28 protein-coding genes are annotated in these 26,854 nt (G+C 33.8%); 14 read left to right on the top strand and 14 right to left on the bottom strand.

Annotated features, from left to right (window positions below):
• Positions 1–63 precede the first annotated feature (63 nt).
• A complete protein-coding gene (gene plsB / locus ACG9ZL_RS08465) occupies positions 64–2,265 on the bottom strand; it encodes a glycerol-3-phosphate 1-O-acyltransferase PlsB (RefSeq protein ID WP_419359736.1) in 2,202 nt (733 codons plus the stop codon).
• 232 nt (positions 2,266–2,497) lie between these two features.
• On the opposite strand from plsB, the gene cysK reads away from it, so the two are divergent.
• Positions 2,498–3,496 carry a cysteine synthase A gene (gene cysK / locus ACG9ZL_RS08460; protein WP_419359735.1) on the top strand — a complete coding sequence of 333 codons (999 nt, stop codon included), beginning with the start codon at positions 2,498–2,500 and terminating at the stop codon, positions 3,494–3,496.
• Between the two features lie 119 nt (positions 3,497–3,615).
• Here the strand turns inward: cysK and ACG9ZL_RS08455 are convergent, their stop codons facing one another.
• From ACG9ZL_RS08455 to ACG9ZL_RS08420, 8 genes are all read right to left on the bottom strand, one after another.
• Complete coding sequence (locus ACG9ZL_RS08455; RefSeq protein ID WP_336950969.1) at positions 3,616–4,152, bottom strand: lytic transglycosylase domain-containing protein; 537 nt, start codon at positions 4,150–4,152, stop codon at positions 3,616–3,618.
• A gap of 131 nt (positions 4,153–4,283) precedes the next feature.
• Positions 4,284–4,865: a hypothetical protein gene (locus ACG9ZL_RS08450; protein ID WP_419359734.1), complete on the bottom strand. Its 582-nt coding sequence runs from the start codon at positions 4,863–4,865 to the stop codon at positions 4,284–4,286.
• 28 nt (positions 4,866–4,893) lie between these two features.
• Positions 4,894–5,838 (bottom strand): phosphatidate cytidylyltransferase, encoded by a 945-nt coding sequence (locus ACG9ZL_RS08445; protein ID WP_004719987.1) that lies wholly within the window; start codon positions 5,836–5,838, stop codon positions 4,894–4,896.
• Entirely contained in the window at positions 5,835–6,575 is a 741-nt protein-coding gene (locus ACG9ZL_RS08440) for a lysophospholipid acyltransferase family protein (protein WP_336950976.1), read from the bottom strand. Before ACG9ZL_RS08440 ends, ACG9ZL_RS08445 begins: the two co-directional genes overlap by 4 nt.
• A gap of 318 nt (positions 6,576–6,893) precedes the next feature.
• Positions 6,894–7,322: a hypothetical protein gene (locus ACG9ZL_RS08435; RefSeq protein WP_419359733.1), complete on the bottom strand. Its 429-nt coding sequence runs from the start codon at positions 7,320–7,322 to the stop codon at positions 6,894–6,896.
• Positions 7,319–8,674, bottom strand: coding sequence for a phosphatase PAP2/dual specificity phosphatase family protein (locus tag ACG9ZL_RS08430; protein ID WP_419359732.1), 1,356 nt, complete (start codon positions 8,672–8,674; stop codon positions 7,319–7,321). The genes ACG9ZL_RS08435 and ACG9ZL_RS08430 overlap by 4 nt, the downstream gene beginning before the upstream one ends.
• Positions 8,675–8,767: 93 nt before the next feature.
• Entirely contained in the window at positions 8,768–10,516 is a 1,749-nt protein-coding gene (locus ACG9ZL_RS08425; RefSeq protein WP_419359731.1) for a bifunctional alpha/beta hydrolase/class I SAM-dependent methyltransferase, read from the bottom strand.
• A 28-nt stretch (positions 10,517–10,544) separates the two neighbouring features.
• Positions 10,545–11,180: a CDP-alcohol phosphatidyltransferase family protein gene (locus tag ACG9ZL_RS08420; protein ID WP_419327270.1), complete on the bottom strand. Its 636-nt coding sequence runs from the start codon at positions 11,178–11,180 to the stop codon at positions 10,545–10,547.
• 492 nt (positions 11,181–11,672) lie between these two features.
• Here ACG9ZL_RS08420 and ybaK point away from each other — a divergent pair, with 492 nt between their 5' ends.
• The gene (gene ybaK / locus ACG9ZL_RS08415) at positions 11,673–12,140 is read left to right on the top strand and encodes a Cys-tRNA(Pro) deacylase (RefSeq protein ID WP_419327269.1); all 468 of its coding nucleotides are present in this window, start codon (positions 11,673–11,675) and stop codon (positions 12,138–12,140) included.
• A gap of 90 nt (positions 12,141–12,230) precedes the next feature.
• On the opposite strand, the gene ACG9ZL_RS08410 is transcribed toward ybaK, so the two are convergent.
• Positions 12,231–12,491: a hypothetical protein gene (locus ACG9ZL_RS08410; protein WP_419359730.1), complete on the bottom strand. Its 261-nt coding sequence runs from the start codon at positions 12,489–12,491 to the stop codon at positions 12,231–12,233.
• 461 nt (positions 12,492–12,952) lie between these two features.
• Between ACG9ZL_RS08410 and ACG9ZL_RS08405 the strand changes: the two genes are divergently transcribed.
• The 4 genes from ACG9ZL_RS08405 (at position 12,953) to ACG9ZL_RS08390 (ending at position 15,713) form a co-directional block, all read left to right on the top strand.
• Entirely contained in the window at positions 12,953–13,294 is a 342-nt protein-coding gene (locus ACG9ZL_RS08405) for a hypothetical protein (RefSeq protein WP_419359729.1), read from the top strand.
• A gap of 100 nt (positions 13,295–13,394) precedes the next feature.
• On the top strand, positions 13,395–13,628 hold the full coding sequence (locus tag ACG9ZL_RS08400) for a hypothetical protein (protein WP_419359728.1): 234 nt from the start codon (positions 13,395–13,397) through the stop codon (positions 13,626–13,628).
• Between the two features lie 149 nt (positions 13,629–13,777).
• Complete coding sequence (locus ACG9ZL_RS08395; RefSeq protein WP_419327266.1) at positions 13,778–14,014, top strand: hypothetical protein; 237 nt, start codon at positions 13,778–13,780, stop codon at positions 14,012–14,014.
• 1,306 nt (positions 14,015–15,320) lie between these two features.
• Positions 15,321–15,713: a GNAT family N-acetyltransferase gene (locus ACG9ZL_RS08390; protein WP_419359727.1), complete on the top strand. Its 393-nt coding sequence runs from the start codon at positions 15,321–15,323 to the stop codon at positions 15,711–15,713.
• Between the two features lie 140 nt (positions 15,714–15,853).
• On the opposite strand, the gene ACG9ZL_RS08385 is transcribed toward ACG9ZL_RS08390, so the two are convergent.
• The 3 genes from ACG9ZL_RS08385 to ACG9ZL_RS08375 all read right to left on the bottom strand — a co-directional run bounded on the left by ACG9ZL_RS08385 (position 15,854) and on the right by ACG9ZL_RS08375 (position 17,298).
• A complete protein-coding gene (locus tag ACG9ZL_RS08385) occupies positions 15,854–16,048 on the bottom strand; it encodes a hypothetical protein (RefSeq protein WP_336950987.1) in 195 nt (64 codons plus the stop codon).
• A gap of 137 nt (positions 16,049–16,185) precedes the next feature.
• Positions 16,186–16,656 carry a hypothetical protein gene (locus ACG9ZL_RS08380; RefSeq protein ID WP_419359726.1) on the bottom strand — a complete coding sequence of 157 codons (471 nt, stop codon included), beginning with the start codon at positions 16,654–16,656 and terminating at the stop codon, positions 16,186–16,188.
• A 252-nt stretch (positions 16,657–16,908) separates the two neighbouring features.
• A complete protein-coding gene (locus ACG9ZL_RS08375; protein WP_336950989.1) occupies positions 16,909–17,298 on the bottom strand; it encodes a hypothetical protein in 390 nt (129 codons plus the stop codon).
• A gap of 937 nt (positions 17,299–18,235) precedes the next feature.
• On the opposite strand from ACG9ZL_RS08375, the gene ACG9ZL_RS08370 reads away from it, so the two are divergent.
• Positions 18,236–18,847: an NAD(P)-dependent oxidoreductase gene (locus tag ACG9ZL_RS08370; RefSeq protein WP_419327263.1), complete on the top strand. Its 612-nt coding sequence runs from the start codon at positions 18,236–18,238 to the stop codon at positions 18,845–18,847.
• Between the two features lie 301 nt (positions 18,848–19,148).
• Positions 19,149–19,382: a hypothetical protein gene (locus ACG9ZL_RS08365; RefSeq protein WP_419359725.1), complete on the top strand. Its 234-nt coding sequence runs from the start codon at positions 19,149–19,151 to the stop codon at positions 19,380–19,382.
• 276 nt (positions 19,383–19,658) lie between these two features.
• Here ACG9ZL_RS08365 and ACG9ZL_RS08360 read toward each other — a convergent pair whose 3' ends face one another.
• Positions 19,659–20,978, bottom strand: coding sequence for an NAD(P)/FAD-dependent oxidoreductase (locus tag ACG9ZL_RS08360; RefSeq protein WP_419359724.1), 1,320 nt, complete (start codon positions 20,976–20,978; stop codon positions 19,659–19,661).
• 299 nt (positions 20,979–21,277) lie between these two features.
• Between ACG9ZL_RS08360 and ACG9ZL_RS08355 the strand changes: the two genes are divergently transcribed.
• From ACG9ZL_RS08355 to ACG9ZL_RS08330, 6 genes are all read left to right on the top strand, one after another.
• Entirely contained in the window at positions 21,278–21,715 is a 438-nt protein-coding gene (locus ACG9ZL_RS08355; protein ID WP_419327260.1) for a DNA breaking-rejoining protein, read from the top strand.
• 355 nt (positions 21,716–22,070) lie between these two features.
• Positions 22,071–22,286, top strand: a complete 216-nt coding sequence (locus ACG9ZL_RS08350; RefSeq protein ID WP_419359723.1) for a TMEM165/GDT1 family protein — start codon at positions 22,071–22,073, stop codon at positions 22,284–22,286.
• Between the two features lie 78 nt (positions 22,287–22,364).
• Positions 22,365–22,481, top strand: coding sequence for a TMEM165/GDT1 family protein (locus ACG9ZL_RS08345; protein WP_419359722.1), 117 nt, complete (start codon positions 22,365–22,367; stop codon positions 22,479–22,481).
• Between the two features lie 296 nt (positions 22,482–22,777).
• The gene (locus ACG9ZL_RS08340) at positions 22,778–24,265 is read left to right on the top strand and encodes a phosphoethanolamine transferase (protein WP_419359721.1); all 1,488 of its coding nucleotides are present in this window, start codon (positions 22,778–22,780) and stop codon (positions 24,263–24,265) included.
• A 251-nt stretch (positions 24,266–24,516) separates the two neighbouring features.
• Complete coding sequence (locus ACG9ZL_RS08335; RefSeq protein ID WP_419359758.1) at positions 24,517–26,115, top strand: histidine-type phosphatase; 1,599 nt, start codon at positions 24,517–24,519, stop codon at positions 26,113–26,115.
• Between the two features lie 63 nt (positions 26,116–26,178).
• Positions 26,179–26,853 carry an HAD family hydrolase gene (locus tag ACG9ZL_RS08330; protein WP_419359720.1) on the top strand — a complete coding sequence of 225 codons (675 nt, stop codon included), beginning with the start codon at positions 26,179–26,181 and terminating at the stop codon, positions 26,851–26,853.
• Position 26,854 lies beyond the last annotated feature (1 nt).

Below are 26,854 nucleotides of genomic sequence, written 5' to 3'. Positions count from 1 at the left end.
AGTTCCTTATCCAAATGGTTGAAGGAACTTTTTTATTGCAGATCATCGTCAAAGCTTAAAAGATTATTTCTCTTTGCTTTCTTTTTCAGGTTCTTTCACAACATTGACATCATACAAATGAGCAAAGGCTGAAAGTAAACGAATTTTAGGATCTGCATTTGAAATCTTAATGCTTTGATCCGCTTCAAGTGTGATTAATTTCTCCGCAACAAAATAATCGATAATTTGTGTGATTTCACTCTCAATCTCAGACTCATCCCATTTTAAAAAGAAGGCTTTTTGAATAAGTGGGTATTGTTCGATGACTTGGGTATATAAATCAAATTTTGAAATCTCAAATTTCTGCTGCTCTGTTTTAACTCTCAATATTTTAGCAATGAGTGCTGGCAATATAAACGTGTGCATAATGTTATTACTAAAGTACTTAAGCAAGCCCACCTGTATATCACTGACTTTCACCCAGCGTTCATTATCATGCTCAATCAATTCAACTTGTTTCAGTTTCATGGCATATTGAATGATTTCTGTATTGGAAAGCTCAGTGATTTGCATACGATCATCATAGCGATGCTGTTTGAGTAGATTGCGGAATTGTTCTAAACGTACCAATACTTCACGCTCTGCCAAAGCATGAGTTGGTGCATTTAATAAGACCAGAGAAATTAAACTGATAGGATTAATCACTACTGCTTTATTGATATTTTCCAAAATATCAAACGCAACATCATTGACCGTGGCCTTAACTGACTCAGGCATCTCTTCATGCAAAGCAACACGTTGTGGAGCATTGTTCTTTTTTAAGATATCTTCAAGGAAAACTGGTTCACCCAAATTGACGTGGACAACACCAAAGACTTTTTCAATTTTTTGAATAGATTTAAGCAGTCCAAATAGTGATTCAGCTTGTTTTTTCTGCCCACCCAGCTCTTTTATGTATGAACTGCCTTCGATCAGTTTTTCATATCCAAAGTAAGTCGGAATAAATGCAATCGGTTTGCTATTCCCACGCAAATAACTTTGGATGGTCATTGCGAGCATCCCTTTTTTAGGCGGCAATAAAAGTCCAGTACGAGAACGTCCACCTTCGATAAAGTATTCCATGGGGGTATTTCGATTGAGCATACTGTAGATATATTCTTTAAAGACAGCGGTATAGAGCGCATTTCCATTAAAGCTACGTCGAATAAAGTATGCACCTGCGCCACGCATCAATTGCCCAACTACAGGCATATTTAAATTAATGCCTGCTGCAATATGGGGAACCATCAAGCCACGGTTATAAATCACATAAGACAATAACAAATAGTCAATGTGGCTACGGTGACAAGGGGTATAGACAATTTCATAATCTTTGGCAAGTTCACGAACTGTATCGAAATTATGTACTTCGATACCGTCATAGAGTTGGGTCCACAATTTGGTTAAAGCAATTTCAGCAAAGCGTAAGGTCGAATAAGAAAAATCAGACACGATTTCATCGAGGTATTTATGCGCGAGTGCTTCGGCTTCATTGATGCTGATTTTTTTATGAATGCTTTCATTGAGAATGGCTTCTTTGACCGCATCACTCAGCATGAGTTTGTTAATTACATTGCGACGATCTGAAATATCAGGACCAAGAATTGCTTCTTTATAGCCATTAAATTGTTTATTAAGCTCAGTCACCACATAATGCGCTGGTGAAAAATTGGGTGTGAGTTCAATGGCTGAGTCAATTAACTGCCGTAAAGAAACTGCTTGATGGAATTCAATATAATTATTACGGCCATAGAGGGTAATGTTGAGTGCTTGTTTAATGCCCGTTGGCTTTGCCCAAGCATCTGTCATCAATGCTTTATACCAACTGTCCTCATTTTCCGGCGCACGCCCCCATAAAATCGTTGTTGGTACTAAAAGCACATCTTGTTCAGGGTGTTTTAATAAATATTCGACCAAACGAATAATTTTGTCTGGGTAGTATGCAGAGGCGTTGCTTTTGGTCGGTTCTAAAGTGATAAAACGATCATCTTCCTGATAATCTGATCCTAGGTTAAGTGGCGCAAAAGCAGGGCTGAGTTTTCTTTTTTCTGTTTCATTGTCAATTAAGACTTTATTCGAAGTTGAGTCATCTTGGATGACATAGCAAATCGGAAAATTGGCTGTGTTTGGATCATTAACTGTATTTTCAAGAGTTTTTGTATCGCCTAATACTTGTGGGCTGACGATTTTATCTAAGATTTTTTTTGTAAATTGACGATAAAATTTTTGATAAGCATTGCTTGCCATAATATTCTCTAAATATGAGTCATATCGTTATTATGCTTGAAATAATATACAAATATATAGTTTGATTTGACGACAAATCGGTCAAACACTTTGCCTAAAAACTAAACTTATGATTTTTATCAATAAACTATTTCGATATTGGTATAATTAAATTCAGTTACTCAATATCAAAGTTTCATAGAAAAGCATTATGATAGATTGATATAAATTCATTTAAATTCAAGGAAAGGTCATGTCTACAGATCCAAATTTTCCAGCAACTGAAAACTTAGGTATTGCTGTTTATTCTAATAACGCTGAGGCAATTGGGAATACACCACTGATTCGTATCAACCGTCTTATTACAGGTGGTGCAACGGTCTTAGCAAAAATTGAAAGTCGTAATCCTGCTTTTTCTGTTAAAGATCGAATTGGTGCTGCACTTATTGCTGATGCAGAAGCGAAGGGGCTTTTGAAAAAAGGCATGCATATTGTAGAACCAACCAGCGGGAATACTGGTATTGCATTGGCATTTGTAGCAGCGGCAAAAGGTTATGCTATTACTTTAACTATGCCTGCAAGTATGAGTATAGAGCGCCGTAAAGTATTAAAAGCGTTGGGTGCAAATTTAATTTTAACTGAACCCGCAAAAGGTATGAAAGGCGCAGTTGACGAGGCGGTACGTTTAGCGACTGAACAACCTGAAACTTATTATTTACCACAACAATTTGAAAACCCGGCCAATCCTAAAATACACGAGACAACAACAGGTCCTGAAATATGGGCAGCAACAGGCGGTAAAGTCGATATCCTTGTTGCTGGTGTCGGAACTGGCGGTACTATTTCAGGTATTTCAAGTTATTTTGAAAAGGTCAAGCAGCAAGCGATTTACTCCGTTGCTGTAGAACCCGCAGATTCACCAATTATTGGACAAACCAAACGTGGTGAAACGTTAACGCCTGGGCCACATAAGATCCAAGGGATAGGTGCAAACTTTATTCCTAAAAACTTAGATTTAGATTTAGTAGATGAAGTTATTGCTATCGACAACCAAGAAGCGATTGATTTTGCCCGTCAAAGTGCCACTCAAGAAGGTATTTTTGTCGGTATTTCTAGTGGTGCGGCTTTAGCTGCTGCAGCAAAATTAGCTGCCCGTCCTGAAAATACAGGCAAAACTATTGTGGTGATTCTTCCTGATGCGGGTGAACGTTATTTGTCTTCCGTTTTGTTTGAAGATATTTCAGCAGATTAAGATTGAATTAAATCATTTATGTTTATGCTGTTTATTGTTGCTATGGACTAAAAAAATAAACCCACTCAAGTAGCAGCAGTGGGTTTATTTTATTGATATTCAGTTTCTATTTTTAAACTTTATAATGAAGACTTTAACTGTTTTTCATGTTGTTTGACTTGTTTCGCGTATCGTTTACCTTGACGTTTCATTTTACGATTTGTTTGGTAATTTGTGGGTCCAACATTGTAGTAGGCTAAGGCTTTTTTCCAGCTTCCTGCACTTTGATTGTATTTAGCCAAGATCATAGTGCCACAGCGTACATTGGTATATTCATCAAACAAATCACCAGGGCAGGCTTGTTGCCAATAACGCGGCATGATTTGGGTAAGCCCAACAGCACCAGATGGAGAGGTAACATAACTACGGTAGCTCGATTCTTGACGTATGGTCGCTGCAATCAGTAAAGGATCTACATCATATTGATCTGCGCTTTGTACAATGATTGGGGATACGCGATTAGCAACATCTGGAGAGACAGAATAGGCTTTTTGGATTCCAGTCGAAAGTTTAGCAGCACGTTTTTGCACAGAGCCACCACCCAAAGACGAGCATGCTGTGATCGCAAGTGTTAAGCCTACTGTAGAAATTATTTTTAACTGATACTGAAAATTCAAAATAAAACCAATGTTATGTATCCAAGATTGCCCTGATGTTATGTAGCTGATTTAAACCTGTCAATCTGTGAAAATTGGTAGATTTATTCGTAATTTGTATCTTAAGCTTTTGGTTGCTTGGTATTTAGGCGTTATTTCGTCATTTTCGTTTGTTTTTTCTGTAACAATATGGCCAACATTAAATGCAATGGATTCTTAGCAGTATATTGGACTTCAAATTGTTGATTTCCATTGTGTGGGTACAGCGCATAAATTACTGGAATATTTAATTTATTTCCTTCAATCAAATTTGAGTCTTTATCTGAAAGTTCTTTGGTTATATCTGCAAGTACATTGGTGCTAATCTCTTGCTGAATTACACCTTGGCAAATATATTGTGCACCTTCAAAGCGATCAGTAATCAAATCGATTAGATTTTGTGAATCCTGATTGTCTTTATCAGCCTGTAATTTTTCTAAATTTAATCGCTTTATTTTATTTAAAGTGATTCCTTCTATAGAAGGGATGATTTTTATTGTTGTGTTTATATTTGGATTAAATTGTTGAGTAAGTTGATTTAATTTTGATCCAAAACTGATATTTACCTGACTTGAGTAGAGTTTTTTTACATGATCAGTCACTTGTTGATTATTACATTCAGACTGATTAAATAAACTACAGGCTTGTAGGCCGAAACCTACACAGAGCATTGTAAATATTATTTTGTAATTCATCTCTATCTCTCACAGTCATGTTTATTCACTAACTCCACCAATATCTTAAAATATGAAAGAAGATAGGGGCAGAAAAGCAGATAGAGTCAATCCGATCTAACATCCCACCATGACCATGAATCAACTGGCCCCAATCTTTGACACCACGGTCACGTTTGATGGCTGACATCACTAAACCACCGAAAAAGCCAAAGATACACACAACTAGTCCTATCAATGCAGCTTGTAGATAGCTAAATGGAGTAAGCCATGCCATAGCAACACCTAAAGCTGTGGCTAAAACGATCCCACCCACTAAGCCTTCAACTGTTTTTGATGGTGACAAGACGGGTGCAACCTTGTGCTTTCCAAAAAGCTTACCACAGACATATTGCAAAACATCGGATGCCTGAACGACCATAATCAGCCAGATTGCTAACCAAATCGGTTCACCTTTAAAACCATTAAGTTTTAAATTGAGTAATGCAGGCACATGGGAAATACAGAAAACACAGACCATGAGTCCCCATTGAATTTTAGAACTACGTTCAAGGAAGTGTTTGGTATCTTCTTGTTTTAAACTGGCAATCGGAATCAGTAAAAATACATAAAGTGGAATAAAAATTGAATATAAGCCGTACCAGTCGATATAGATCAAATAATATTGATAGGGAATAACAAAATAAAAGGCGATAAGTAAAGGAAAATAATCACCACGCCTTGTCGGCAATAGACTGGTAAATTCTCGTAGAGCGAACAGGGAAATAATCCCAAATAAGATAATAAATGCAGTTTGACCCAATAGAATTGCTGCGCCAATGACGATCAACATCACCCACCAAGCATTGATCCGTGCATTTAAATTATCAATCACTGATGAGGGTTTTTGCCCAGCTTTTTGTTTGAGAATAAAGCCTACACTAGATGCAAAAACTAAAATTCCCGCAAAAATACCAAATAAAAGATAGGTTTTATTCAGATTATCTAAAATCATTGATTCTCAACCTCTTTTAATAGTACTAGCTGCTTCTGTGCATAATCTATAAATGTGGCTTTATCCATTTCTAAATGTTGTTCTAAAGGAAAGCCAAAGCATACGGTAGACAGTAAAGGCAAAGGAACAAAAGAACCTTTTGGCATGACACGTCTTAGATTTGAAATCCAAACAGGGACAATCTCAATCTCAGGAAATTGTTTATGTAAGTTATAGAGGCCACTTTTAAAAGGTAATAGCTCAAGATCATCATCAAGATTTCGAGTACCTTCAGGAAAGAAAATAATGGAATACCCCTGAGCAAGAGCGTCTTTTACAGGTTGTAAAGGGTCTGCATTATCTTCGCGATTACGTTGAATCGTGACACCATTAAAGGTGTCTTTAATTAAAAATTGTCTAAAACCATCTTTCAGCCAATAATCTGAAGCAGCAACAGGTTTAGTTTTTCGACGCATCAGTTTGGGAAGTGAGGACCATAGTAAGATAAAGTCGATATGACTATTGTGATTGGCATAGTAAATACGTTGTTTCATCTCAGGCTGACAACCAACCCATAAGCTACGAGCACCAGTTAACAGTCGTGCACCACGGCGTGTCAAAAATGCGATAAAGCGAGCAATAGAGTGTGATGCTAAATTTCCATTAGAAGAATCTAAGTGTTGAGTCTTTTGCTCTAAAGACTGTTTATTGTATGACTCTTTATCTTGTTCGGAACGTGGTTCAGGTAGTTGATTCATTCTTTAAGCCGATTGATATTGAAGCATTTTATTGTGGGGCAAGCTGTATAATAAGATGACTAAAGTACAAAATTCTACTTTTTAAGTGATTAAAATAAAAATATAACCAAACTTAGTTTTGAATAAAAAGTAAAAAGCTTGGTCTCCTTTTACAAATTTATCATTTCTATTTTTTGAATCATAGAAGAATTTTATAGCATTTCAAGATCTTCACTGCTGAGAAGCTGATAATTTTCTTGATTTAAGATCATTAAAACTATCATACGATAACAATTGAATATATCAGCTAAAACTGTATCAGTTGAGGTTAAAATCGCTTTAAATCATTCTAGAAATCAAAATCATTAAAACCAGATATTGTATCAATAATAAAGCAATTTGTAGTTTTAAAAGTTTAAAGCATCCTGCAAAACGCTGTGACCAATCACGTCCTGCTTTGGATGCGGGCATCAATTTCATACTCATTAGGGTTTGATCAAATTGTAGGGTTAAGTTTTCAATAGATTCAGTTTGGGATTCTCGTGCAATCATTTTAATGATTTGAGCATCAAACTTAACTCTAAATGAGAGATAGTGATGAAGCCCAGATAATAACAATGTAATGACAATGAACGTCCAAAACTCAAAGGATTGCCAGCCTTTGAACAGGATGGCAAAAATAGATAACGCAAAAGCCAAATAACCTGAAAGTAATATAGCTGTGGTTGCAGACAAGAGTTGCGCAACCACATAAAAATTCATTTTCATGGCGCTAAACCTTTCAGTTTTAGATGGTAAATTTCTAATTCTTCCAGTTGGGCTTGTTTTAATACCACCCAAGGGCGAGCTTTACGAATAATGTTTACCATTTCATCAATATTGGCATCTTGGTTTTGTTGAATCAGCCAAGCGGTGAGTACAGCGCTACTTCTTGAATAACCTAAGGCACAAAAAATCAGAATATTTTGGATAGAGCTTGCTTCAAGCTTTGACATCAAATCATTTAATCGTGCTACGGCTAACTCAAGCTGATTGGCTTGTAATGGAATCAGATCTAGACTGAGATATTGCTGATATGCCGTTACTTGGTTTAAGGGTAACTCAGCAACACAATCAAATATTGCATTGTATTGGTGGTGATCTTGTTGTGTCGGAACTCTTCCAATATAGATTTTTTTAAGTTCATGTTGAATGATAAAAGAATCTTCGGGATGTTTTTTGGTCCAAACACGACTATTAAGCCAAGCAAAGATTAAATAAGGTGCAAGCAGTATTTGTGCTGCAACCGTCATTTTGCCATTTTCTTGTTTTTGAAAAAAATGTGGACGTACAAAACTATAGCTATGTGCAACGATAAATAGACTCACAGCAGGGTAAATTAGCCACAATCCCCAAGGTCTAAACTCATAAGCTAAGATAAGGAAAATCACTGAGCCACAAAGGTAATAACTACCAAGCTTTAAATGTTTTGCTGTTAACAGTTGCAGCCCATCTTTTCTAAATGGGGATTTTACTGAAATTGGAAATAACCATAAGCATAAAGCGCCAACAAGTATTCCTGTAGGAAGATCAATAAAATGATGTTGCCATGTCGTGAGTACAGAAATTCCAATCAGCACACACCAAAAATCGACCACATATTTCCATGCCCCAGATACATGGCGACGATAGAAATCCCAAAGGATAATCAGCAAAACAATATGTAATGAGGGCGCTTGATTAAAGGGCTTATCGAAGCCCATCAGGACATCAAACCATAGACCGAAAAAACCATCTAAAGGTGGACGTTCAAAACTAAACTTTAAAGGGAGCACTAAGAAGCAACTAATCGAAATGACTTGCGCTAAAAATAGCCTAAGCGCTTGTTGTTTAAGCTCAAATTTGTTCCAACAAAGCAATAAGGAGAGGCCGTAAAACAGGTCAATTGACCAATACGGCACAATCGTCCAAGCCCAAAGTGGAATATGCTTTTCCCAAGCAAAGACAATACTTGGAACATCACTAAGACCTGACGCATATTGATTTGCAAAGCCATAAGTGAGGAAAAAGAAAGGCGCAAGAAAAACTAAGCAAAGTAGGCCCCATTTCCAAGTCCCAGTTTCTTTGATGAGTGTTCGCATAAAACATCCGTAGATTATTATTCTATTAAAATTAAAAAATTGGTGACTTAAAATGATTTATATCAAGTCACCAACTGTGTGATAGCAGAAATTTTATAGCTTTTGTGCGACTGAGACGGTAAATATTCCAAACTCATCAATACATTGGTCGACCTTTTTAAAGCCAGCAGCTTCAACAAGTGCATCCATTTCCGCTTGTGAGCGTAAACGCATTACCCATGCATCACCTTCACGATGTGAGGTTAGTGCGCGCGCAATAAACTCTTGCTGCGGGTGCCAAATTTGACCAGTATAAATCAAATAACCATCTTTAAGGATTGCTTTACTTAAGCCCTCAAGTGATTGACGTAGCAAATCATTGTCTGCAAATAACTCATATAAACCCGAAACCACAGCAAGTGAAGGTTTTGGTTTAACAGAGGCCAAAGACTGTGTATCAAATGCATCTGCTTGAACAAATTCAGCAATGTCATTGAGTCCACGTGTTGCAATCATTTGCTGACCAGCTTGTACATTGATATCACTATAATCACGCAATAAGATTGAATCTGGTCGTTTTGGTAGTTGAACCACAGCATCTAAAATATAACGCCCATGACCAGAAGCTATATCCATAATGCTCAATGGTTTACGGTTTTTAATCAGAATATCCGCATATTTCTGAACCAAAAGTTCAATATTCTGTTTACGAACACGGATTCCACGCCAACCAATCGCATTTAAATATTGGCGGTCTATGATGTTGCCAATAGGATTAGAACTTTCAGGTTGGTTACGATAAACAAAATCTAAAGTGCTTCCAGAGTCATAGCCAGTGTCTTCACCAATTTTTAAGCCTTTTGATAAATGACTACCAATTTTTAGATTTTTTTTGGTAATTTCCCAAAATGCATTCTTTATTGATTTAGCGGGTAATGGTGAACTGAGTTCTTCAGCTATAGCGCAACTTGGACCAATTTTGTCCGCATTTAAAACATCTGGAGCTTGATATTCAACCGCAAAACATTGCTGGATAAATCTGCGTATTTTTTCTGTTGCAATATGGCGATCTTTTTCGCCTAAAGTATCGTGAAAGAAGCCCTCTAAAATATGTAATTCTTTTTTAGGATGTGGAAGCTTTTGGTAAAATTCACGTTGCGGTTTTTGAAAAACTACAAAATCTGAACCTGAACATAACACCTGAGTCGGCACAAAGATATTTTGTGAGTCAGCAACAATACGCTTAGAGGCATCATAGAGTCCAAGCAACATTCTCACCGAAATTGCTTTAGCAATTTTAGGATCGGTATCATAGCTTTGAGCACGTTCTTCATCATGGGTCAGCATTTTGGCTTTAACATAACTTTGAATGAAAAAATTACCACGAATTTTTTCCATGACTCTTAAACTTGGTTCGGCAAATGGCACATAAAGCTTAATATCAAAAGCAGGGGAAGCGAGACACAAGGCGCGAATTTTTGGCGCATAATCATGTACCCATGTTGCAGCTAATACAGCACCTACACTTTGTGCAACCACAGCAATGTTTTTGGCGTCGATGCCATAGTTTTCTTCAATATGCTGTACAAAATATTGAATATCTTTTACACATGTGGAGAAGCTAGGTGCATCACCACGTTCACCTGGTGAATCGCCGTGCCCACGGGCATCCCATGCAAAGAAATCAAATTCACTTAAATTGAGTTCATTAACTAAATGCGCCATACGTCCTGAATGTTCATGGCCGCGATGAAACAGAAGAATGGCTTTTTTTGTTTCGCTTGGAGTGTTGGTCGACCAATGTTGATAAAACAATTCTGTTCCATCATGACTCGCAAAGGTGTGATGACTGTTGTTATACATACGAATTTACCCTAAATATGAAACTGTTTTATAACGCTGTTTTTAAACTATTTTTAATTCGGTTATAGATGGTTAAACTAAGTAGTAGACCAATTAAAATGAGTATGCCATTACAGATTAAGCTGAGAAGTTGTAAATTTGTAGTGAATAATGGCAAGATGACAATCACGACAGTGATTAAACTAAACCAAAATGCGCGATCACTTTTCCCCATTGGGCCGTCATAACGACGTTCTTGACCAATCAGTGGGGCCATAACGCCAGTGTATTCACTTAAAATTGCAAGAAAAGCGACTAATAAGAGTAATTTTGCATTAATAAAGCCAAAAGCAATCAAGCATAGATAGAGTGCTGTGTCCGAAATAACATCACACAACTCATTGTAAAACGCACCTAAGTTGGATTGTTGTTTAAATTCACGGGCAAGCATTCCATCGATGGCGTTGAAAGCCATTCGTAGCAGCATCCACAAAGGAAAGAGCAATAACCATCCATTTACAGCATGATTCAAATAATACTGGTATAGAAAAAAGCTTAAACCGAGCGATATAAACATCGCTAATAATGTGACTTGATTTGCCGTGATTCCGATATTAAAAAGCTTTTTAACAAAAGGGCGCAGTAAGTTTTGAAATGCTGGTTTTAATTGATAGATTGATGGCATTGTTCTAGTAATATAAGGTATATGATAGGATTTTAATCAAGTTTTCCATGATTTTACAAGTATTAATTTTCATCATTTAAATTCGTGATGTTGGGAGCTACTGACATTTCATAAAAGGTTCGCGTTGTGGGCTAAAATTGCATATGAGACGTATACATCGTAGTGTATTGAGTGAGATTGATTAGAGAAACTATTGGCGAGTTTTAATGCTCAGGCTGAGATAATTTAGCCATCACCTGAGCAAGAACCAAGAAATATTTTGTTTATAGAGAGGGTGTGCGGGGACTAGAATATTTTTTCAGCAACGTCATTAGCTTGTGAAATGATGTTGCTCATCTTTTAGAGTGTCTAAATTCAATATTTCATGCCTCGTATCATCTAAAATCATTTGTAGCCGCAAACGCAGACAAATTATCAACAGACCCTAATTTAAAATTTCTATGAATGGTCCTATAATTCAAATATCATCTTAATTTTGATCTTGTTTATGCTATGACACCTGCTTGTAAAGTTTTAAAATCAAATAAAATTGAATTTTCTGTTCATGAATATGAACATGATGTAAATGCAAAAAGTTTTGGCTTAGAGGCTGCTGAAAAATTAGGTTTAAATGTCGAAGAAGTTTTTAAAACCCTGATGGTAACAGATGATAAAAACTATTTTGTTGCCATCCTTCCAGTGAATCATCAATTAAATTTAAAGAAAGTAGCGAGCGCCTTTGCTTGTAAAAAACTACATATGGCTGATCCTAAAGATGCAGAGCGTTTAACTGGATATTTAGTTGGTGGAATCAGTCCTGTAGGTCAAAAAAAGCGTTTAAAAACGGTAATTTGTGAAAGTGCACAGCCGTTAAGTAAAATGTATGTGAGTGGTGGGAAAAGGGGCTTGGATATTGGGGTTAATCCACTAGATTTAGCGAAGGTTTTGAGTGCGAATTTTGCTGATATTGTTGATGAATAATCCATCCTTTTATTGATGAATTTTAATTAAAAATAATAATGTTACTCACTATGTTACTCACAAAAAGATTTGCTCAAAAAATAAAGCCACTTAAGTGGCTTTATTTTTTGAATCTATATCTAATATTACAGATTGGACATATGAACTAAACCAATAAATCTTCCGACCATCCTTAAATGGCTTCGTGTAGCGTCCTTCTCTAATTCTGGCATCTAGAGTTTCTGGTTCTATATTCAGCAAGTGAGCAAATTCGGCTCGCCCAATTCTGCGTTCTTCTTTTTGGCTTACCAGTTGCTCAACAAGTCTTGTTAAATGTTTGAGAGATTTAGATTCAATTTTTAATGCGACCATTTCATCACCTCAACAAGCTTTCTTTCTAGTGCGCTTCATATCAGCAGCAATAGATTGAGTAGAATTAATAATTAATTGTTCAGCCTGATTAATATTATCAGAACTGTTCATGTAACAAGCAATCGCATTACTAGCTATGCAATAACCAAATTTAACTGCTATTAAGGTTTACTACAGAACAAGTGAAGTCAGTTTTAGCGGTTCAACAGCTAGAGATGATACTAGGGGATATTACACTGGGAACTGTAGATGCGACGCGACATATTTTACAAGCAGTTGATTGATCCCGTTTTGACTTAATAGTTAAACTGAAGTTTTTTCTAAGAATGTTACTTGATCTGGATCAAGGCGTATGGCATATTTTAGCTGTAGTGGACGAATTTATGGTAATCCACACAGTTTAATAGATTTGTATACCCACTGATTCCATCAAGTGGGTATTTTTTTGAGATATACAGCTAATGAAATGGATTTTATCGCTAACTCTTATAATCGTATCTTCGACAAGTTTTGCTTATCAAATTACAGATTATTCAGGGAAATGTTTTACACAAAATGAGAAAAAAACTTATTCCTGTTCAATTCAAAAAGGTGTAAGTGCTGGTGGAAAGTTTGTATATATAGAATTTGATCAAAAAGAATATTTAATTGAGCAATCAACAACATGTGGTGGTAAATGTAAACCTTATTTGGGTACAACTCCAGAAAATGTATTGTCTGCTAAAAATTATAAAAAAGATCAATGGAGTTGTTACAAGCAAGAGCAAGGCAATATGAATATTTGTTATATGCTAACCAAATAAATTAATTTTTAAGGAGCTCATCGAAAGGTGAGTTTTTTTTCATAAAAAACAAATCTGTAATGATTAGGTGCTAAGATACTATTGAAGAATAGGAAAAAACATGAACATTTGTATTGGTGGTCCTTGGCATGGAAGTAAGTTGCTTGGGAATGTAAGCCATGAGAAATTTTTCAAAATTAAAGGTTCTACATCAAAATCAATTACAACCTATTATAAAAAAATAGTTAAGATTAAAAATCAAGAGTATGTATTTTGGGTATCTGATGAGTTATTAGATATGCAGGCTGATGAAATAATTAAAGATTATTTAGTAAAAAATTTTCAAATTCAATAGAGAAAACATATAGTCGTTAAAAGATATAGATTGATAGTGATTGTTTAGAAAATTATAGAATGTTACGTATTTCATTGAGATAGAGATTATCTGGCATTGCATATTTATATATTTAATGGATAATTATGTTTTCTTCCATGGTTTTTTACATGCCAATCGTTAATGTTAAAAAGCTTGATAATATTCTTAGTAAATTATTTGAAAGTAAAAGAATTCCAAAAATAATTTTAATTGGCTATAAATCATATAGTGATCTTATGAATGACCGAAAATTTTTTGAAGATGTAGTGGGCTCATCAATGAAACCCAGCAAACGAACTTATAAAAATATTAAAATAAAAGTAACCCAAGATGATAATCAGCTTGAGGTTAGATGTTTTTCTTGAATTTTTGAAGATCCTATTAGCATGGAAATTAAAATTGGTTTACTTATTTTGAAAATTGAGTGCAATATTAGATTAAAATATTATATTAGTATCCTACGCTAATGAATAAAAATAAATTTTTATAATAGTTTTTACTTCTGTATTAATAGTTAGCATATTTTTACTAGGTTTTTCCGTTTATAAGATTTCTCAAGCACGAAATAAAAATAACATCTTGAAACTTTCTAGCGATGCTAAAAATTCATTAGTCGATATTGCTAAATAGAATTACTTATTCGATATAGATCGAACCAATGAAAATACCATAATGATTTTTTTAAATTTTATCGGCTACTTAGTGATTGATTTTTTGATCCTGTTACTCTTGATTATGAGCTTTTTCATCATCTTTAGCTGAATTTTGTGCTTTAATTGAGCATGAGCTGAATCACAATTAAACAGTTTAAGGATGAAATGCAGGTTATGAAATTCAAATTATGAGATGAGCATCTTAAACAGCTTGAAATAGACAGAATTAAAAGCGGTGATAGTGAAGGTACTGATGATCTTACATCAGTAAAAATAACTATTCAGGTTGTTGATGCAAGTAAGTAAGCCCTCCTCGATAAGGGATTACATCCTAAAAAAGGACAAAATTAAAATCTTAAATTTATCAGTTTTATAATTATGTTATTGAATTGACTGATTTAAAATTAAGTTGTAAATTACCATGTTACATCTTAGATGATTAAACAGTGACCTTATTTTTTCGTTTTTTTATTTCGGTGCTCCTAATATTAATAATCTTCATGTTTATGTATATTGTTATAAAGGGTATTTGAGTCTGACATATTTTTTAAGCAATAAGAAACCCGCATTAAGCAGGTAAATACTCAGTTTCTTTTTTGGAGTAAACCATTGTCTAAGTATGAGGTGCTTTGTTTATAGCATCAATAGAATTTCTCTTTTTTAGTTTTATAAAATTAACATGATATAGCTATCCAGAACTCTAGATAAGCTTCACACATCAAATAATAGAATGACACCTTGCCCTAAACTTTTAAAATTAGCGTCAGGGCAGGGTAAACAAATCACACGATGTATCATTTACTATTGCTAATTACAATGAGTGTAATACATTGAAAGATGCAAAGAATAAGGCTTTTAAGTGAGGGTTAAACTTTTAATTTTGTATAATCTTTTAAAATATTGGGATGAAAAGTAATTGTCAGATATTAAATTATATTCGCTAAATAAGAGCGTTGTTACACTTGTTAAGACTCAATCTAGTGACTTTGAAGCGCTTGTTGCTATTCGAATTGAAGCAATGTTTGAAAGCCTTAAGCGTCTTGGTCGTTTTGATCGCATACGTGTAAGAGAGCGTTTTCGAGAAGGCTTTAATCCTGATTTTACTCGCTATATAGAAGTTTCTGGTGAACGAGTAGGTTTCGTGGTTGTTAAACCTTATATCGATGGAATGTTACTTGACCATCTCTATATTAAACCAGGTGCACAAGGTATAGGCATAGGTTCTGTAGTTCTTCGTCATATCTTCATGGAGGTGGATGAACTTGGTTTGTCATTGAAAGTAGGAGCTTTAAAAGAGAGTGCTTCAAATCGATTTTATAGTCGTCATGGTTTTCAATTCGTGGAAAGTAGTGAATTTGATAACTACTATGTTCGTCATAATGGACAAAGTGGTTTGGGGGTGGATATTTGACTTAAACTTATTTGTTATTTAGGAAAATAAATAATTTAGAACGAGCGAATGCAGTGCGAATTGATAATGAAAAATTAGATGAAGCATGACCCTTAGATTGAGAGTAGTTCCCTTAAAGACCATTAGGTTTAATGAGAATGTTATTCTTTTGAATTTTCACAATTTAGTAGAATACATTTGCCATCAATTTTACCAACCGAACTTATTGGTTTCGATGTATCTCCATCGTCTAGAGAGATCTCAACAAATAAGTTTTGATCCTCGAAAGATTCCAACTCTTTAATTAATTGTTTGATAGTTTTTCCACGTGTTATCCATTCTGGCTGTTTAGACATATTTTTTCCTGTTATAGATCATTGATACTGTCGCCAAATACAATGAATGTAGTGCTTTAAATGATGCGAAAAACAATGTGTTAGAATGAGACTAAATAAGCTAGAAACTCATTTGAAATTATAGGCTTTAAGCTACACTATGACTTCTTCTTATTACAGCCGATCACACTGGCATCTGTGATGATATTCTTTTTATCGGTGTACAGAGTGATATTGCAAAAATAATCGATAACAGTCCGATTCTCTGTATATCCAGTTTTCCGATATACAGGTTCGCTACCAACTGGCATTTGGCCAATCACGCCACCACCTCCGATTCCAACCATTGTCGTCTTTTGGCCAATATACTCAACACCTGTCTGCACGAAAACTTTTTCTGGTGTTACATGGGTCTGCACTCGATTCCACCCATAGAAGCCACCACTACCATACGACGATGGACCCAGACCATGATCAGGTTTACCAAATAATTTAAATGCATTACTGGCTGGTTGCCCTACTAGTTTTTGTGCAGCCACTTCGACTTCATTGGGTTTGGAGACCAAGGTAGCGCAAGCGGTGATGGTAAACACCATAAGGGTTACACAACTATATTTGAATAAAGGCATGGAAATGATTCCCGAAATAATGAATGTTATACGCATAATGCAGATTGAGAAATTAATCAATAATGACTAAGTATATAATTTATTCGATTATATCGCTTAATTATAGATAACCTCAACATAGCCTAGTCCTAACTCATAGAATCAGGACTAGCAAAAAATATCGATTTACGATGTTTAGACTATTCAAAAGTACACTCAGTGTATTTCTTCAAGTGTTTCGAAGAAAACGCATTTAAGCCTCTGAGCTTTGGGTTATTGATTTTGAATATTACGCTGATTTAATAAAGGTGTATTTAAATTATTGAATTTTCTCTGATACTCATCATTTGAAATAAGCCCTCGATCTTTTGCTTTTTGTAAATACTGAATGTTTTGTTGATTTTGTAGAGACTCTACTGCATTCATATCATTTTTCTTTAAGTAGTATTGAGTCTTTTCATACGTATTCATAGTAGATGTGTTTAATGAGTCTTCTTGAATTTTTACCGCCTTTTCATATCTTTGTTTTTTTGATAATTCTTCTTGTTGTTTTTTAAAATCAAAAAAATCAACTGAAGGAGTGCTTTCAAGTGAAATTTCATTTTGTTCAGAACTAAACATTAATGATCTTTCTTTTGAGTTTTGCTCAGAAAATGCTGGCATAGAATACGATTGCCCACAAAGTATAAAAAGATAAAGGCATTTTTTAATCATTACTAAATTTCTCAGAAAAGATTTTACGTTAAAATAACTAGCAAAGCTTTTGTAGAATATCTTAAAAATGAAAATATAACTATTTAAATTTTGTATAGATGACATATTGGTAAGCATACAGTTGAGTCTAATAAAATCAATCAAAGCAACACAGCCATTTCAATGGATAATTGTCTACGCATTACGGTAGCTCAACTTAACCATATGAAACGCTAGAGGAGTTCGATGAACTACTTTTCTAGATTTATTCAATCTTTTAAGATGTTTTTTCAATTTGTTTTTCTCATAAATTTTACATAATTATAATAAATATTTTGTTGGATTATATTTATGGGATGTATTTTTAATAGAGGTAATTTAAATAAATATTATTTTAAAGATTTTATTTTTTATTGAAAATTCAGTGTTTTTCTATAAATAAGGCTTATATTAGGTTGCAATATAAAATATTTAATCTGTGATGTTTTATTGTATTAAGAATGTGTGACTAACATTGTGATGAATAGATTATTAAAATTTTTATCTTTTAATCAAGTTTTAAAGTGGTTTTGATGGTGGGATGTATTTTATATTTCGATTAAAAGGTGTAATTGGGTCTTTATTAAGATTAAAAACACATTAAAAAATTACAAAAATAATAATGCTGTAAACAAATATTAATATATAGTTTTATTGTGTAAGACATTACTTACATAATTTTGACATAAAGTTAACTTAAATTATAATGTAAAATTTAAGGATATAAATGATTATAAATTATCGGAAATAACTAGCTTATAAATTATTGATTATTTTGTTGTTGAAATTTTGAGCTTTAAAAATTTTATATCTGATAATTTATAGATCTTTTTTATTTGAAATTATCTTAAACACTTGAGGAATTATTATGAAAATTGCTTTGATTGGTGCAACAGGTATGGCAGGTTCACGTATTTTAGAAGAACTTGTTTCACGTGGTCATTATGTTAAAGCTATTGCACGTGATACACATAAAATACCAGATACGGAACGTGTTTTATCTTTAGATGTTGACTTAAATGATCATGATGCACTCGTAGAAGTACTAAAAGGTCAGGATGCTGTTATAAGCTCAGTTCCTTTCCAAGGATTAGATGCTAATGCATTGATCAATACAATTAGGGATTCAAAAGTTAAACGTTACCTCGTCGTAGGCGGCGCTGGTGGATTAACGCTTCCTAATAAAAATGTACGTTTATTGGATACCGATGATTTTCCTGCTGCTTATAAACCTGAAGCAGAAGCAGCTACAAATTTTCTTGAAAAACTCAAACAAGTTGATGATATCGACTGGACTTTCATATCACCTTCTGCTGAGTTTGCACCTGGCAAACGAACAGGGGAGTTTCGTTTAGGAAAAGATGAACTTATAATAGGTAAAGATGGTAGCAAAATTTCAGCTGAAGATTTTGCAATAGCATTGTCTGATGAAATTGAAAGTAATAACCATATTCATCAACGTTTTACTGTTGGTTATTAAGAAGTGAATGAAAGCCCTCAATTGAGGGCTTTTTTATATATAAAATCATTAAAATTAATAGTATTAATAAGATTTATAGTTTCTTGAATGAATATTATTTAAATATTTTAAGTGGATTATAAGTGTTTGCAAATTTTATTTTTGATTGATTTTTAAATGTTTATATTGAATTGATCTAAATAAATATTATTAAAAAATAATGAAATAATATTTCAATCAAATCAATGCTTTTGAATTTATTTTTATAATTTTAATATATGTTGATACATATAAAGAGTAGCTATTAATAAAGCAAAGGATCATGCTTGATTTTGTCATTAATGTTAATGATAAAAAAAGGATAATTATTATGTCTAACTCCACTAATCAACCTGGTTCAAATCAAAATAACCAAACATCTAAACAACCTGATAGCGATAAAGGTAATCAACCTCAAAAACAGCAACAAGGAAATCAAGATCAGCAAAATTCTGGTGTTAATCCTAAACAAGATAATAATGCAAAAGAACAGCAGCAAGCTCCTAACACGAAGTAATAATGTCAAAGTATTATCTTATAATTAAAGGGGCGTAAGCCCCTTTAATACATGGAAAATAATTAAATGGGCTTCAAAACAACATTATGATATATATGAAATATTGTATCAGTATATGAGCTTGCTCATACCAATGATGATGAAATAAAAAATAGAGATCTAGATATTAATTATTTTTTAGATGTTGATATAGACATGAAGCTGCTACTTTTGAATATTTACACACGCATATCTATTTGGTTGAGTAAGTTTTACTGTTGTATAACAGCCACTATTTTAAATAGGTGAAACTATTCCCAATATCTTTTCAGCTATTTCATTACCATTTAAATATGCTCCATGAACAGTACCTGCATATTTCAAACTACAATGCTCGCCAGCGAAGAAAATTTTTTCTCGAATGGGTTTGTGTAATACTTTAACCAGATCATCTGTGTGCTTCAGTGATGGAAAACTAAAGGAACCATAACTATAAGCATCAGAACCCCAACGTGTAATGATGAGCTTCTTAGGCTTATGGGGAATACTGCCGAATTGTTTTTTTAAGCTATTATAAATAAACTGGTATATTTGATTATTCGTTGAATTATCGATAAATTCTGATTGTTTTCCTCCAAACAGCATCAAATAAACTGGTTTTTTATAAATTTCAGATAAGTCTAAAATATTAAAACAGCCAATATCATTCCAATAGAAATCACTTATATGTCTGGCAGGTAGTTTTAATCTAAAAGAAAGCGGTTGTTCTAATTCAAAAAATACTTTATTGAATGAACCAAATCCAATATTTTTAATAGAATTAGCATAGTGATTAGGGAGCAAGGGATAAAATTCGATATGATTTTTTTGTAAAACACCGAGTGGTACAGTAACCACCACACGAGAACCTATGTAAAAATTATTATTGGAATCAATAATTTTTACATAATCATTTTTGCAGATGATTTTTTTTACATCTACATTTAATTTAATATCTAATTTTTTTGAAAGTACATCTATCACTTGATGATAGCCCGTGGGAAATATTACTTCATCTCCTTCAAAATAACCTTCATAATTTTTATAATTTGCTAAAAGTTGGTCAAGATTTGTCGCAAATGGATCATTTGCTATTCGCTCGAAAAAGTTAAATAATATTTTTTTAAGATAACACTCTGAAAATTTGCTACCTGAATAATCTAAAGAAGATATTATTTCTTTAATTGCATTCAGGGCAGATATTGTTTGTGTTTGAGAAAGTAGCATTTCTATTTTTTCTACATGAGATTCAAACTCCTGAACTTCTTGATCAGAAAATAGCAAACCATTTTCATGAAAATATTGAGATTTATAGTAGTTAAATATTTTTGTTTCAATGTGGTTTTCTTGGGTAATTTTCCATATAGGATTACCTTTAATACCATGAATCCATGATGCACCTAAATCAAAAACATCAGAATCAGATTTCAATGAATCTATTCGACCACCTATGCGAGATCTGGCTTCAAGTAGGGTAACTTTTTTACCACTTTCTTGTAGTTTTTTAGCGCATGCTATTCCAGCAATACCGGCACCAATAATAATAATCGGAAGATGAATATCGCGATTTTTTAACATAAAATTTATAATACACTTATACATCCTAAAACTAGGATAATACACCTTATACTTTTTATACAAAATTATTAATATTTTTTTCATTATAAATCAATAGATTGGTTTAATAAGATGCGTATTTCAACCTACAAACATGGCTTTTTATGGTAATTGGAGTCGGACTTGGAGGGCATATATGTAACTTCTGATCAACTTTGATACAAGTTAAGCGATATCTTTAATAAACCTATACATAACTTAAATAATAAATATTTCAATTTTCCTATACTTAGAGACAAGTAATATTATTAGGTTTTAAAATGAAAAACATCATAAGTGTTCCGCTTTTATCAGTTTTAGTATCATTTAGTTCACTATCTGCATTTGCTAAAACTTCTCAAGAATCTATAACCTTTTCCAAAGGTACAGATCAAAAAACACAGACAGGAAGTTTTAAGGGATATGATGATATTCAATATAAAATTTATGCAAAAAAAGGACAAGTTCTTAAATTTAAAATAAACAGTAATAAAAATTTAGCAAATATTAATTTTTTCTCTCCTAATAGTAAGCCGGGTAGGGATGAGGCAATTTTTATTGGTTCTACTGGTGGTCAAGTTGGTGAGCTTATTTTACCTTTGAGTGGTGAATACACAATACAAGTTTATCAGATGCGTAATAGTGCTCGCCAAAATCAGAAAGTTAATTTTCAACTTAATATTCAGATTCAAAATGAACTTAAACATGCTGCTAGGTGATCTTTTTAAGGCATAAAAATCCAATAATTTAAAGTATATAGTAGGTATAGAATTTATATTAATATGATATTGAAAGTACATTATAGATTTAATTTATCTACATAATGCATGATTGAAAACTAATCTTATTTCTACTAGAATACAAAAACTTCATTGGCAAGTAGCCGCTTTTTACTCAGGTAAAGAGGTGATGATCAACATAATTGCTCAAATGGGCATGGTCATCCTAGCAAAGAACTAAAAGATCTTTCGAGCATATATTTCTTTTTGCTGGCAAGACCTTTGATTTATGACTCTGCTCTGGCTAGAAAGAGTGACAAATCATTGGTAATTATTGCTAGCCAGAGAAATTATTATGCTATCCGCTTTGCTAATATCTCGTTCCGTATTTGCTTTATCCGAAATTGGGGATAAAACCCTATTATTGGCGCTACTACTTTCAGCTCGACTCCAAAAGCTTACTCCTATTCTTGTCGCTATATTTCTCGCAACATTACTAAAACATGGTGTTTCAGCTGTTTTAGGGCAGTGGATTACTACTGTTCTTAGTCCTACATTATTGTTTGGATAGTTTCTGTGGGATTTATCGGTATGGCTGTATGGATGCTTATTCCAGATGACTAGGCGATGAATCCGAAAGTATTAAAAAATGGCAAAAATATGGCATCTTTGGTGCAAGCTTTATACTTTTCTTTTTGCAGAAATTGGTGATAAAACTCAATTAGCTATGGTGGCTTTAGCAGCGCGTTTTGACAGCATAGCCTGAGTAACTATAGGGAAGAGTTTGGGGATAATGTTAGTGAATGCTCCTACAGTTTTCATTGGAAATAAGCTTGCTGGAAAACTTCCTATTCCATTAATTCATGAAATTGGCATACTTGTCTTTTTATTTATTTGGATCACTGTACTCATTCAATATTACTTTTTCTAACTATAATGAGGCGATTTAAACTAATGCCCATATATTGGCACCGCTTATTTTTTACTTTGTATCTACTTACTCTGCCACTTATTACTTTACTGCTATTGGGTTTAGCAGGTAACTGGTCGGATAGTGTACGATTGGCACTTTTATCACTACCAGGTTGCTGGCTGTGTTTTCAAGCGACCCAAAAATCAAACTTATTGTGGAAATTTTTTTCCATACTTTGGTGGTTTATCTTTATATTTCATACAAGTTTACTTTCAGTAAGTTGGCTATTGTTCAATAGTGATGCTGAAGCATATACAGTTGTAGAATCTATTGCGAATACAACATTTAATGAAAGTTTAGAGTTTTTTCATCTACATGTGATTTTTTTTACGCTCTTTATTGGCTTTATTTTAATTACTCTAATTTTATACTTTTCTATATTATTTAAATATTTTAATAAAACAGATTTACATGATCAGCAAGTAAACCGAGTGGGACGCTATGCTGTAGGTTTGTTAATATTACTATGTATAGTGAGTTATGCGTTTAAGCCTTCAATTGCTTTACATCCATTACTTTTTTGGTATGGATATTATGGCAATATTGCAGACTTTAAACTCCGTATTTTACAGCATGATAAAATACATAAAGAATGGACCCTTAATGCAAAAAAGAGGTTGATTGTTGATGGTAAATTTAATAAAAAACAGATACATACGATTGTTTTAACAGATAGTATTACAAGTTTTAATTTTGGATTATGTGGTTATCCAAGAAATACAACACCTGAACTAACTAAACGTAGTGATCAGTTCAAAGTATTTTGTCGTGGATACGCACCTGCATCTTCTACTATTCAATCTTTACGTTATTTATTTAATGATGGTACACGGAATGTAATGGATGATAATGCGCCAGAAAATATCATGGCATATGCAAAGGCTGCAGGTTTTAAAGTTTACTGGATTAGTAACCAAGACGATGTTTATATTTCTTCGCTTTTTGCAGCTTATGCAGATAAAGCAGTATTTATAAATAAGAAATCAGGCCGTAGTAGTACTTCATTAGATGAAAAGATTCTTCCTGCATATAAAATTGCTTTAAATGATCCAGAACCTCGTAAATTTATAATTCTACATCTTATTGGTTCACATCCGAATTATAAAATGCGCTATCCAGAACAATTTTCTAAATTTAGCGATTCTTCAAATGATGAAGTAGAAGAAAAACTTGAAAAAAATGAGATAAGCCATTTAATCCAACTGAAGCGAAATGAATATGATAACAGCATACTTTACCAAGACTGGATTGTTTCGAAGCTGTTTGACCTTCTAACTTCCACACAATCAGATTTTAGATCTTTTACCTTTTTATCAGATCATGGTAATGAAGTTGGACATGATCAGAACTATGCTGGACATAGTGCAAGTACCGAGGCTGGATATCGTGTTCCCATTGTTATTTGGTATGATCAAATGCCAACTAAAGGTATAAGAAGTGAAAGACCAATTGATGCTGGTGATTTAGATCGTTATATATTACATCTAATGGGGGGACATGACAGGTTAGATCGTAAAGAACAACTATGTTGGTTAGATCAAACCTGTAAATTTTTACCTGGCTTACTTTGGCATTAGCTAAAATAATCCAAGACATTGTTTGTGCTTTAAGCGGGTTTTTGGGTAAGTTGATAGTTTTGATTGAAATTAGATGGTCTTTAATAAGTATAGGAGTGTATCAACTCGTCACTATATTTCTTAATGGTTGGTATTTTCTTATTGCTGTCTTTTATTTTGTTGTTTTAAATGGAATAAATAGATAATGGTCATATCAGTGTCATGTTTTTTGATTAGTTTGCCTGCATTCAATCTAATATGACATTTCAATGATGAAACCATTTAAAATTAAACATTCGCTAATCATTTGTTTTGCTTCAGGACTATTTTTAACAGCCTGTAATAATGATCATGATGATAATTCAGCTGTTGTCGTCCCACCTAAAGCTGATACATCACTATATTTACAGACCAAACAACCCTATCAACCTCAGCAGAAACTAAGCAGTTATGAAGCAACGCCAGCAGGTTATCGTGCAGTTTTTACAGAATTAGTTGCTCGACATGGTTCACGAGGTTTATCGAGTATTAAATATGATTTAGCTTTATACAACATGTGGTTAAAAGCAAAACAGGAAAATGCCTTAACGCCATTAGGTGAACAATTGGGTGCTGATTTAGAAGCCATGATGAAAGCCAATATTCTATTGGGTTATGGGGTGGAAGGTATACGCCAATATGGCTATGGCAATGAAACTTCTGTAGGTATTAAAGAACATCAGGGTATTGCAGATCGCTTATTACAACGCTTACCACAATTGTTTAATCAAGCCAGTCAACAAGGTAAATCTGTACAGATCGTTAGCTCGGGTGTGGATCGAGCGGTGGACAGTGCTAAATTTTTTACCAATGCGTTGTTGAAACAGCAACCGAGTTTAAAAACTGCAATTACACCAGCAAGCTATCAGAGTCTCAACAGTAACTCTATACCAAGTATTGGTGATGGTGGGGTAAATCGCTTTCATCTGTATTTTCATAGTTTAAATGCACAAGACGATTTGGCCAATGTTAAAACAGATTTAGAAAAAACAGTCTATGCGGCTAGCTTAAAATATCAAGACTTTGAAGAGAATGATCCAGATTTAAAACAAAAAATTAAAACATTGAGTGCAGATCCTAATGCGCAAAAAATCGCAACAGAAGTATTAAGCCCAATTTTTAAAACAGCGTTTATTCAAAAAATTGGTCAAACTGGCTATAGCTTTAGTAATTCAGGATCATTTACGGTAACAAGCCCTAAAGGTGAACAGATTACTGAAAAAGGAAAGGGTAAAAATACCATTGCCAATGCAGTAGATGCTGCTGCTTATGTGTATGAGTTGTATTCAATCACTGGCGGAATGCAAGACGAGCTTGGAGCGACAAATTTTAAAAAATATATGCCAATTGAAGCGGCTAAGTTTTATGCGCAATATAACGATGCCAATGATTTTTATAGTAAGGGCCCAAGCTTTGATACAGGCAAAGCTGTAACAACAGATATTGCCAAATCACTCAAACAGGATTTATTTAAACAAGTTGATGATGTTATGAGCAATACACAAAAGAATGTTGCTGTATTAAGATTTGCTCATGCTGAAATCATAATCCCTCTAGCCACCTGCTTAGAGTTAAAGGGGATGATGCAATCTGTGCCCTTGACGCAGACGTTTAATTATTCAAATAGTGCGTGGCGTGGTGAAGATATCTCACCGATGGCAGCAAACTTACAGTGGGATATTTATCAAAATTCGCAAGGGCAAACTTTGTTAAAAATGCTCTATAACGAAAAAGAGATTGCTTTTAAAAAAGATTGTGATTATGCCCGCTATAAAGCAAACAGCTATTATTATGATTATTTAAAGTTGAAACAATGTTATAGTATTCAATAGATTGCTATAAAATTTGAGGGAGAACGGGTTTCTCCCTTTTAATCTGTTTATAAAAGGAACACTGTGAAATTCCAGCAACATACGATTCAAGCTGCTATTTTTGATATGGACGGTACGATGCTGGACACTGAACGGCTTAGATTTGATGTGTTAAAACAAGCGTCTTTGGAAATCACTGGTGTAGAATTTAGCTTAGATTATTTGATGCAATGTTTAGGGCTTAATGCGTTAAGCTCAGAACAGATAGCACAAAAGTTTTATGGTCAAGATATCCCTTACCAACACATTCGGCAACGTGCTGAACAAATTGAACTTGAGATGATTTTGTCGCAAGGCGTACCAGTGAAAGCTGGACTTTTAGAAATATTAGCTTATTTGCAATCTCAAAATATCCGATTGGCTGTCGCTACATCTAGTATCCGAAAAATTGCTGAAAAATATTTAAAACTTGTAAAAATTGATCATTATTTTACCTTGTTGGTCTGTGGCGATGAGGTGATACAAGGTAAACCACATCCAGAAATTTTTAACAAAGCCTGCACCTTATTAAATCTAAATCCGCAACACAGCTTGATGATTGAAGATTCTGAAAATGGGATTACTTCAGCAGATTTGGCTGGGGGAGTAACGATTTTGATTGAGGATATTAAAGCGCCAAATCAGACCATGCTGGCAAGAGCAGATTACTACTTTGAATCTATGTTGGATTTTTATCAAGCAATCATAAAATCTGACTGAA

The sequence above is a fragment of the Acinetobacter legionensis genome (assembly GCF_048551735.1).
Classification (GTDB): domain Bacteria; phylum Pseudomonadota; class Gammaproteobacteria; order Pseudomonadales; family Moraxellaceae; genus Acinetobacter.
The sequence above is the reverse complement of the archived record's forward strand: the minus strand, read 5'-3'. Positions and strand labels throughout refer to the sequence as shown.

What these genes read in the sequence shown, in the direction of transcription:
- ACG9ZL_RS08410 (WP_419359730.1), bottom strand. Translation starts at nt 12,491, where the DNA reads ATGGTCGCATTAAAAATTGAATCTAAATCTCTCAAACATTTAACAAGA.
- ACG9ZL_RS08370 (WP_419327263.1), top strand. Translation starts at nt 18,236, where the DNA reads ATGAAAATTGCTTTGATTGGTGCAACAGGTATGGCAGGTTCACGTATT.
- ACG9ZL_RS08390 (WP_419359727.1), top strand. Translation starts at nt 15,321, where the DNA reads ATGTTTGAAAGCCTTAAGCGTCTTGGTCGTTTTGATCGCATACGTGTA.
- plsB (WP_419359736.1), bottom strand. Translation starts at nt 2,265, where the DNA reads ATGGCAAGCAATGCTTATCAAAAATTTTATCGTCAATTTACAAAAAAA.
- ACG9ZL_RS08435 (WP_419359733.1), bottom strand. Translation starts at nt 7,322, where the DNA reads ATGAAAATGAATTTTTATGTGGTTGCGCAACTCTTGTCTGCAACCACA.
- cysK (WP_419359735.1), top strand. Translation starts at nt 2,498, where the DNA reads ATGTCTACAGATCCAAATTTTCCAGCAACTGAAAACTTAGGTATTGCT.
- ACG9ZL_RS08440 (WP_336950976.1), bottom strand. Translation starts at nt 6,575, where the DNA reads ATGAATCAACTACCTGAACCACGTTCCGAACAAGATAAAGAGTCATAC.
- ACG9ZL_RS08345 (WP_419359722.1), top strand. Translation starts at nt 22,365, where the DNA reads ATGGCAAAAATATGGCATCTTTGGTGCAAGCTTTATACTTTTCTTTTT.
- ACG9ZL_RS08405 (WP_419359729.1), top strand. Translation starts at nt 12,953, where the DNA reads ATGAAATGGATTTTATCGCTAACTCTTATAATCGTATCTTCGACAAGT.
- ybaK (WP_419327269.1), top strand. Translation starts at nt 11,673, where the DNA reads ATGACACCTGCTTGTAAAGTTTTAAAATCAAATAAAATTGAATTTTCT.
- ACG9ZL_RS08395 (WP_419327266.1), top strand. Translation starts at nt 13,778, where the DNA reads ATGCCAATCGTTAATGTTAAAAAGCTTGATAATATTCTTAGTAAATTA.
- ACG9ZL_RS08350 (WP_419359723.1), top strand. Translation starts at nt 22,071, where the DNA reads ATGCTATCCGCTTTGCTAATATCTCGTTCCGTATTTGCTTTATCCGAA.
- ACG9ZL_RS08355 (WP_419327260.1), top strand. Translation starts at nt 21,278, where the DNA reads ATGAAAAACATCATAAGTGTTCCGCTTTTATCAGTTTTAGTATCATTT.
- ACG9ZL_RS08400 (WP_419359728.1), top strand. Translation starts at nt 13,395, where the DNA reads ATGAACATTTGTATTGGTGGTCCTTGGCATGGAAGTAAGTTGCTTGGG.
- ACG9ZL_RS08375 (WP_336950989.1), bottom strand. Translation starts at nt 17,298, where the DNA reads ATGCCAGCATTTTCTGAGCAAAACTCAAAAGAAAGATCATTAATGTTT.
- ACG9ZL_RS08385 (WP_336950987.1), bottom strand. Translation starts at nt 16,048, where the DNA reads ATGTCTAAACAGCCAGAATGGATAACACGTGGAAAAACTATCAAACAA.
- ACG9ZL_RS08420 (WP_419327270.1), bottom strand. Translation starts at nt 11,180, where the DNA reads ATGCCATCAATCTATCAATTAAAACCAGCATTTCAAAACTTACTGCGC.
- ACG9ZL_RS08365 (WP_419359725.1), top strand. Translation starts at nt 19,149, where the DNA reads ATGCTTGATTTTGTCATTAATGTTAATGATAAAAAAAGGATAATTATT.
- ACG9ZL_RS08430 (WP_419359732.1), bottom strand. Translation starts at nt 8,674, where the DNA reads ATGCGAACACTCATCAAAGAAACTGGGACTTGGAAATGGGGCCTACTT.
- ACG9ZL_RS08380 (WP_419359726.1), bottom strand. Translation starts at nt 16,656, where the DNA reads ATGCCTTTATTCAAATATAGTTGTGTAACCCTTATGGTGTTTACCATC.
- ACG9ZL_RS08425 (WP_419359731.1), bottom strand. Translation starts at nt 10,516, where the DNA reads ATGTATAACAACAGTCATCACACCTTTGCGAGTCATGATGGAACAGAA.
- ACG9ZL_RS08445 (WP_004719987.1), bottom strand. Translation starts at nt 5,838, where the DNA reads ATGATTTTAGATAATCTGAATAAAACCTATCTTTTATTTGGTATTTTT.
- ACG9ZL_RS08335 (WP_419359758.1), top strand. Translation starts at nt 24,517, where the DNA reads ATGAAACCATTTAAAATTAAACATTCGCTAATCATTTGTTTTGCTTCA.
- ACG9ZL_RS08450 (WP_419359734.1), bottom strand. Translation starts at nt 4,865, where the DNA reads ATGAATTACAAAATAATATTTACAATGCTCTGTGTAGGTTTCGGCCTA.
- ACG9ZL_RS08360 (WP_419359724.1), bottom strand. Translation starts at nt 20,978, where the DNA reads ATGTTAAAAAATCGCGATATTCATCTTCCGATTATTATTATTGGTGCC.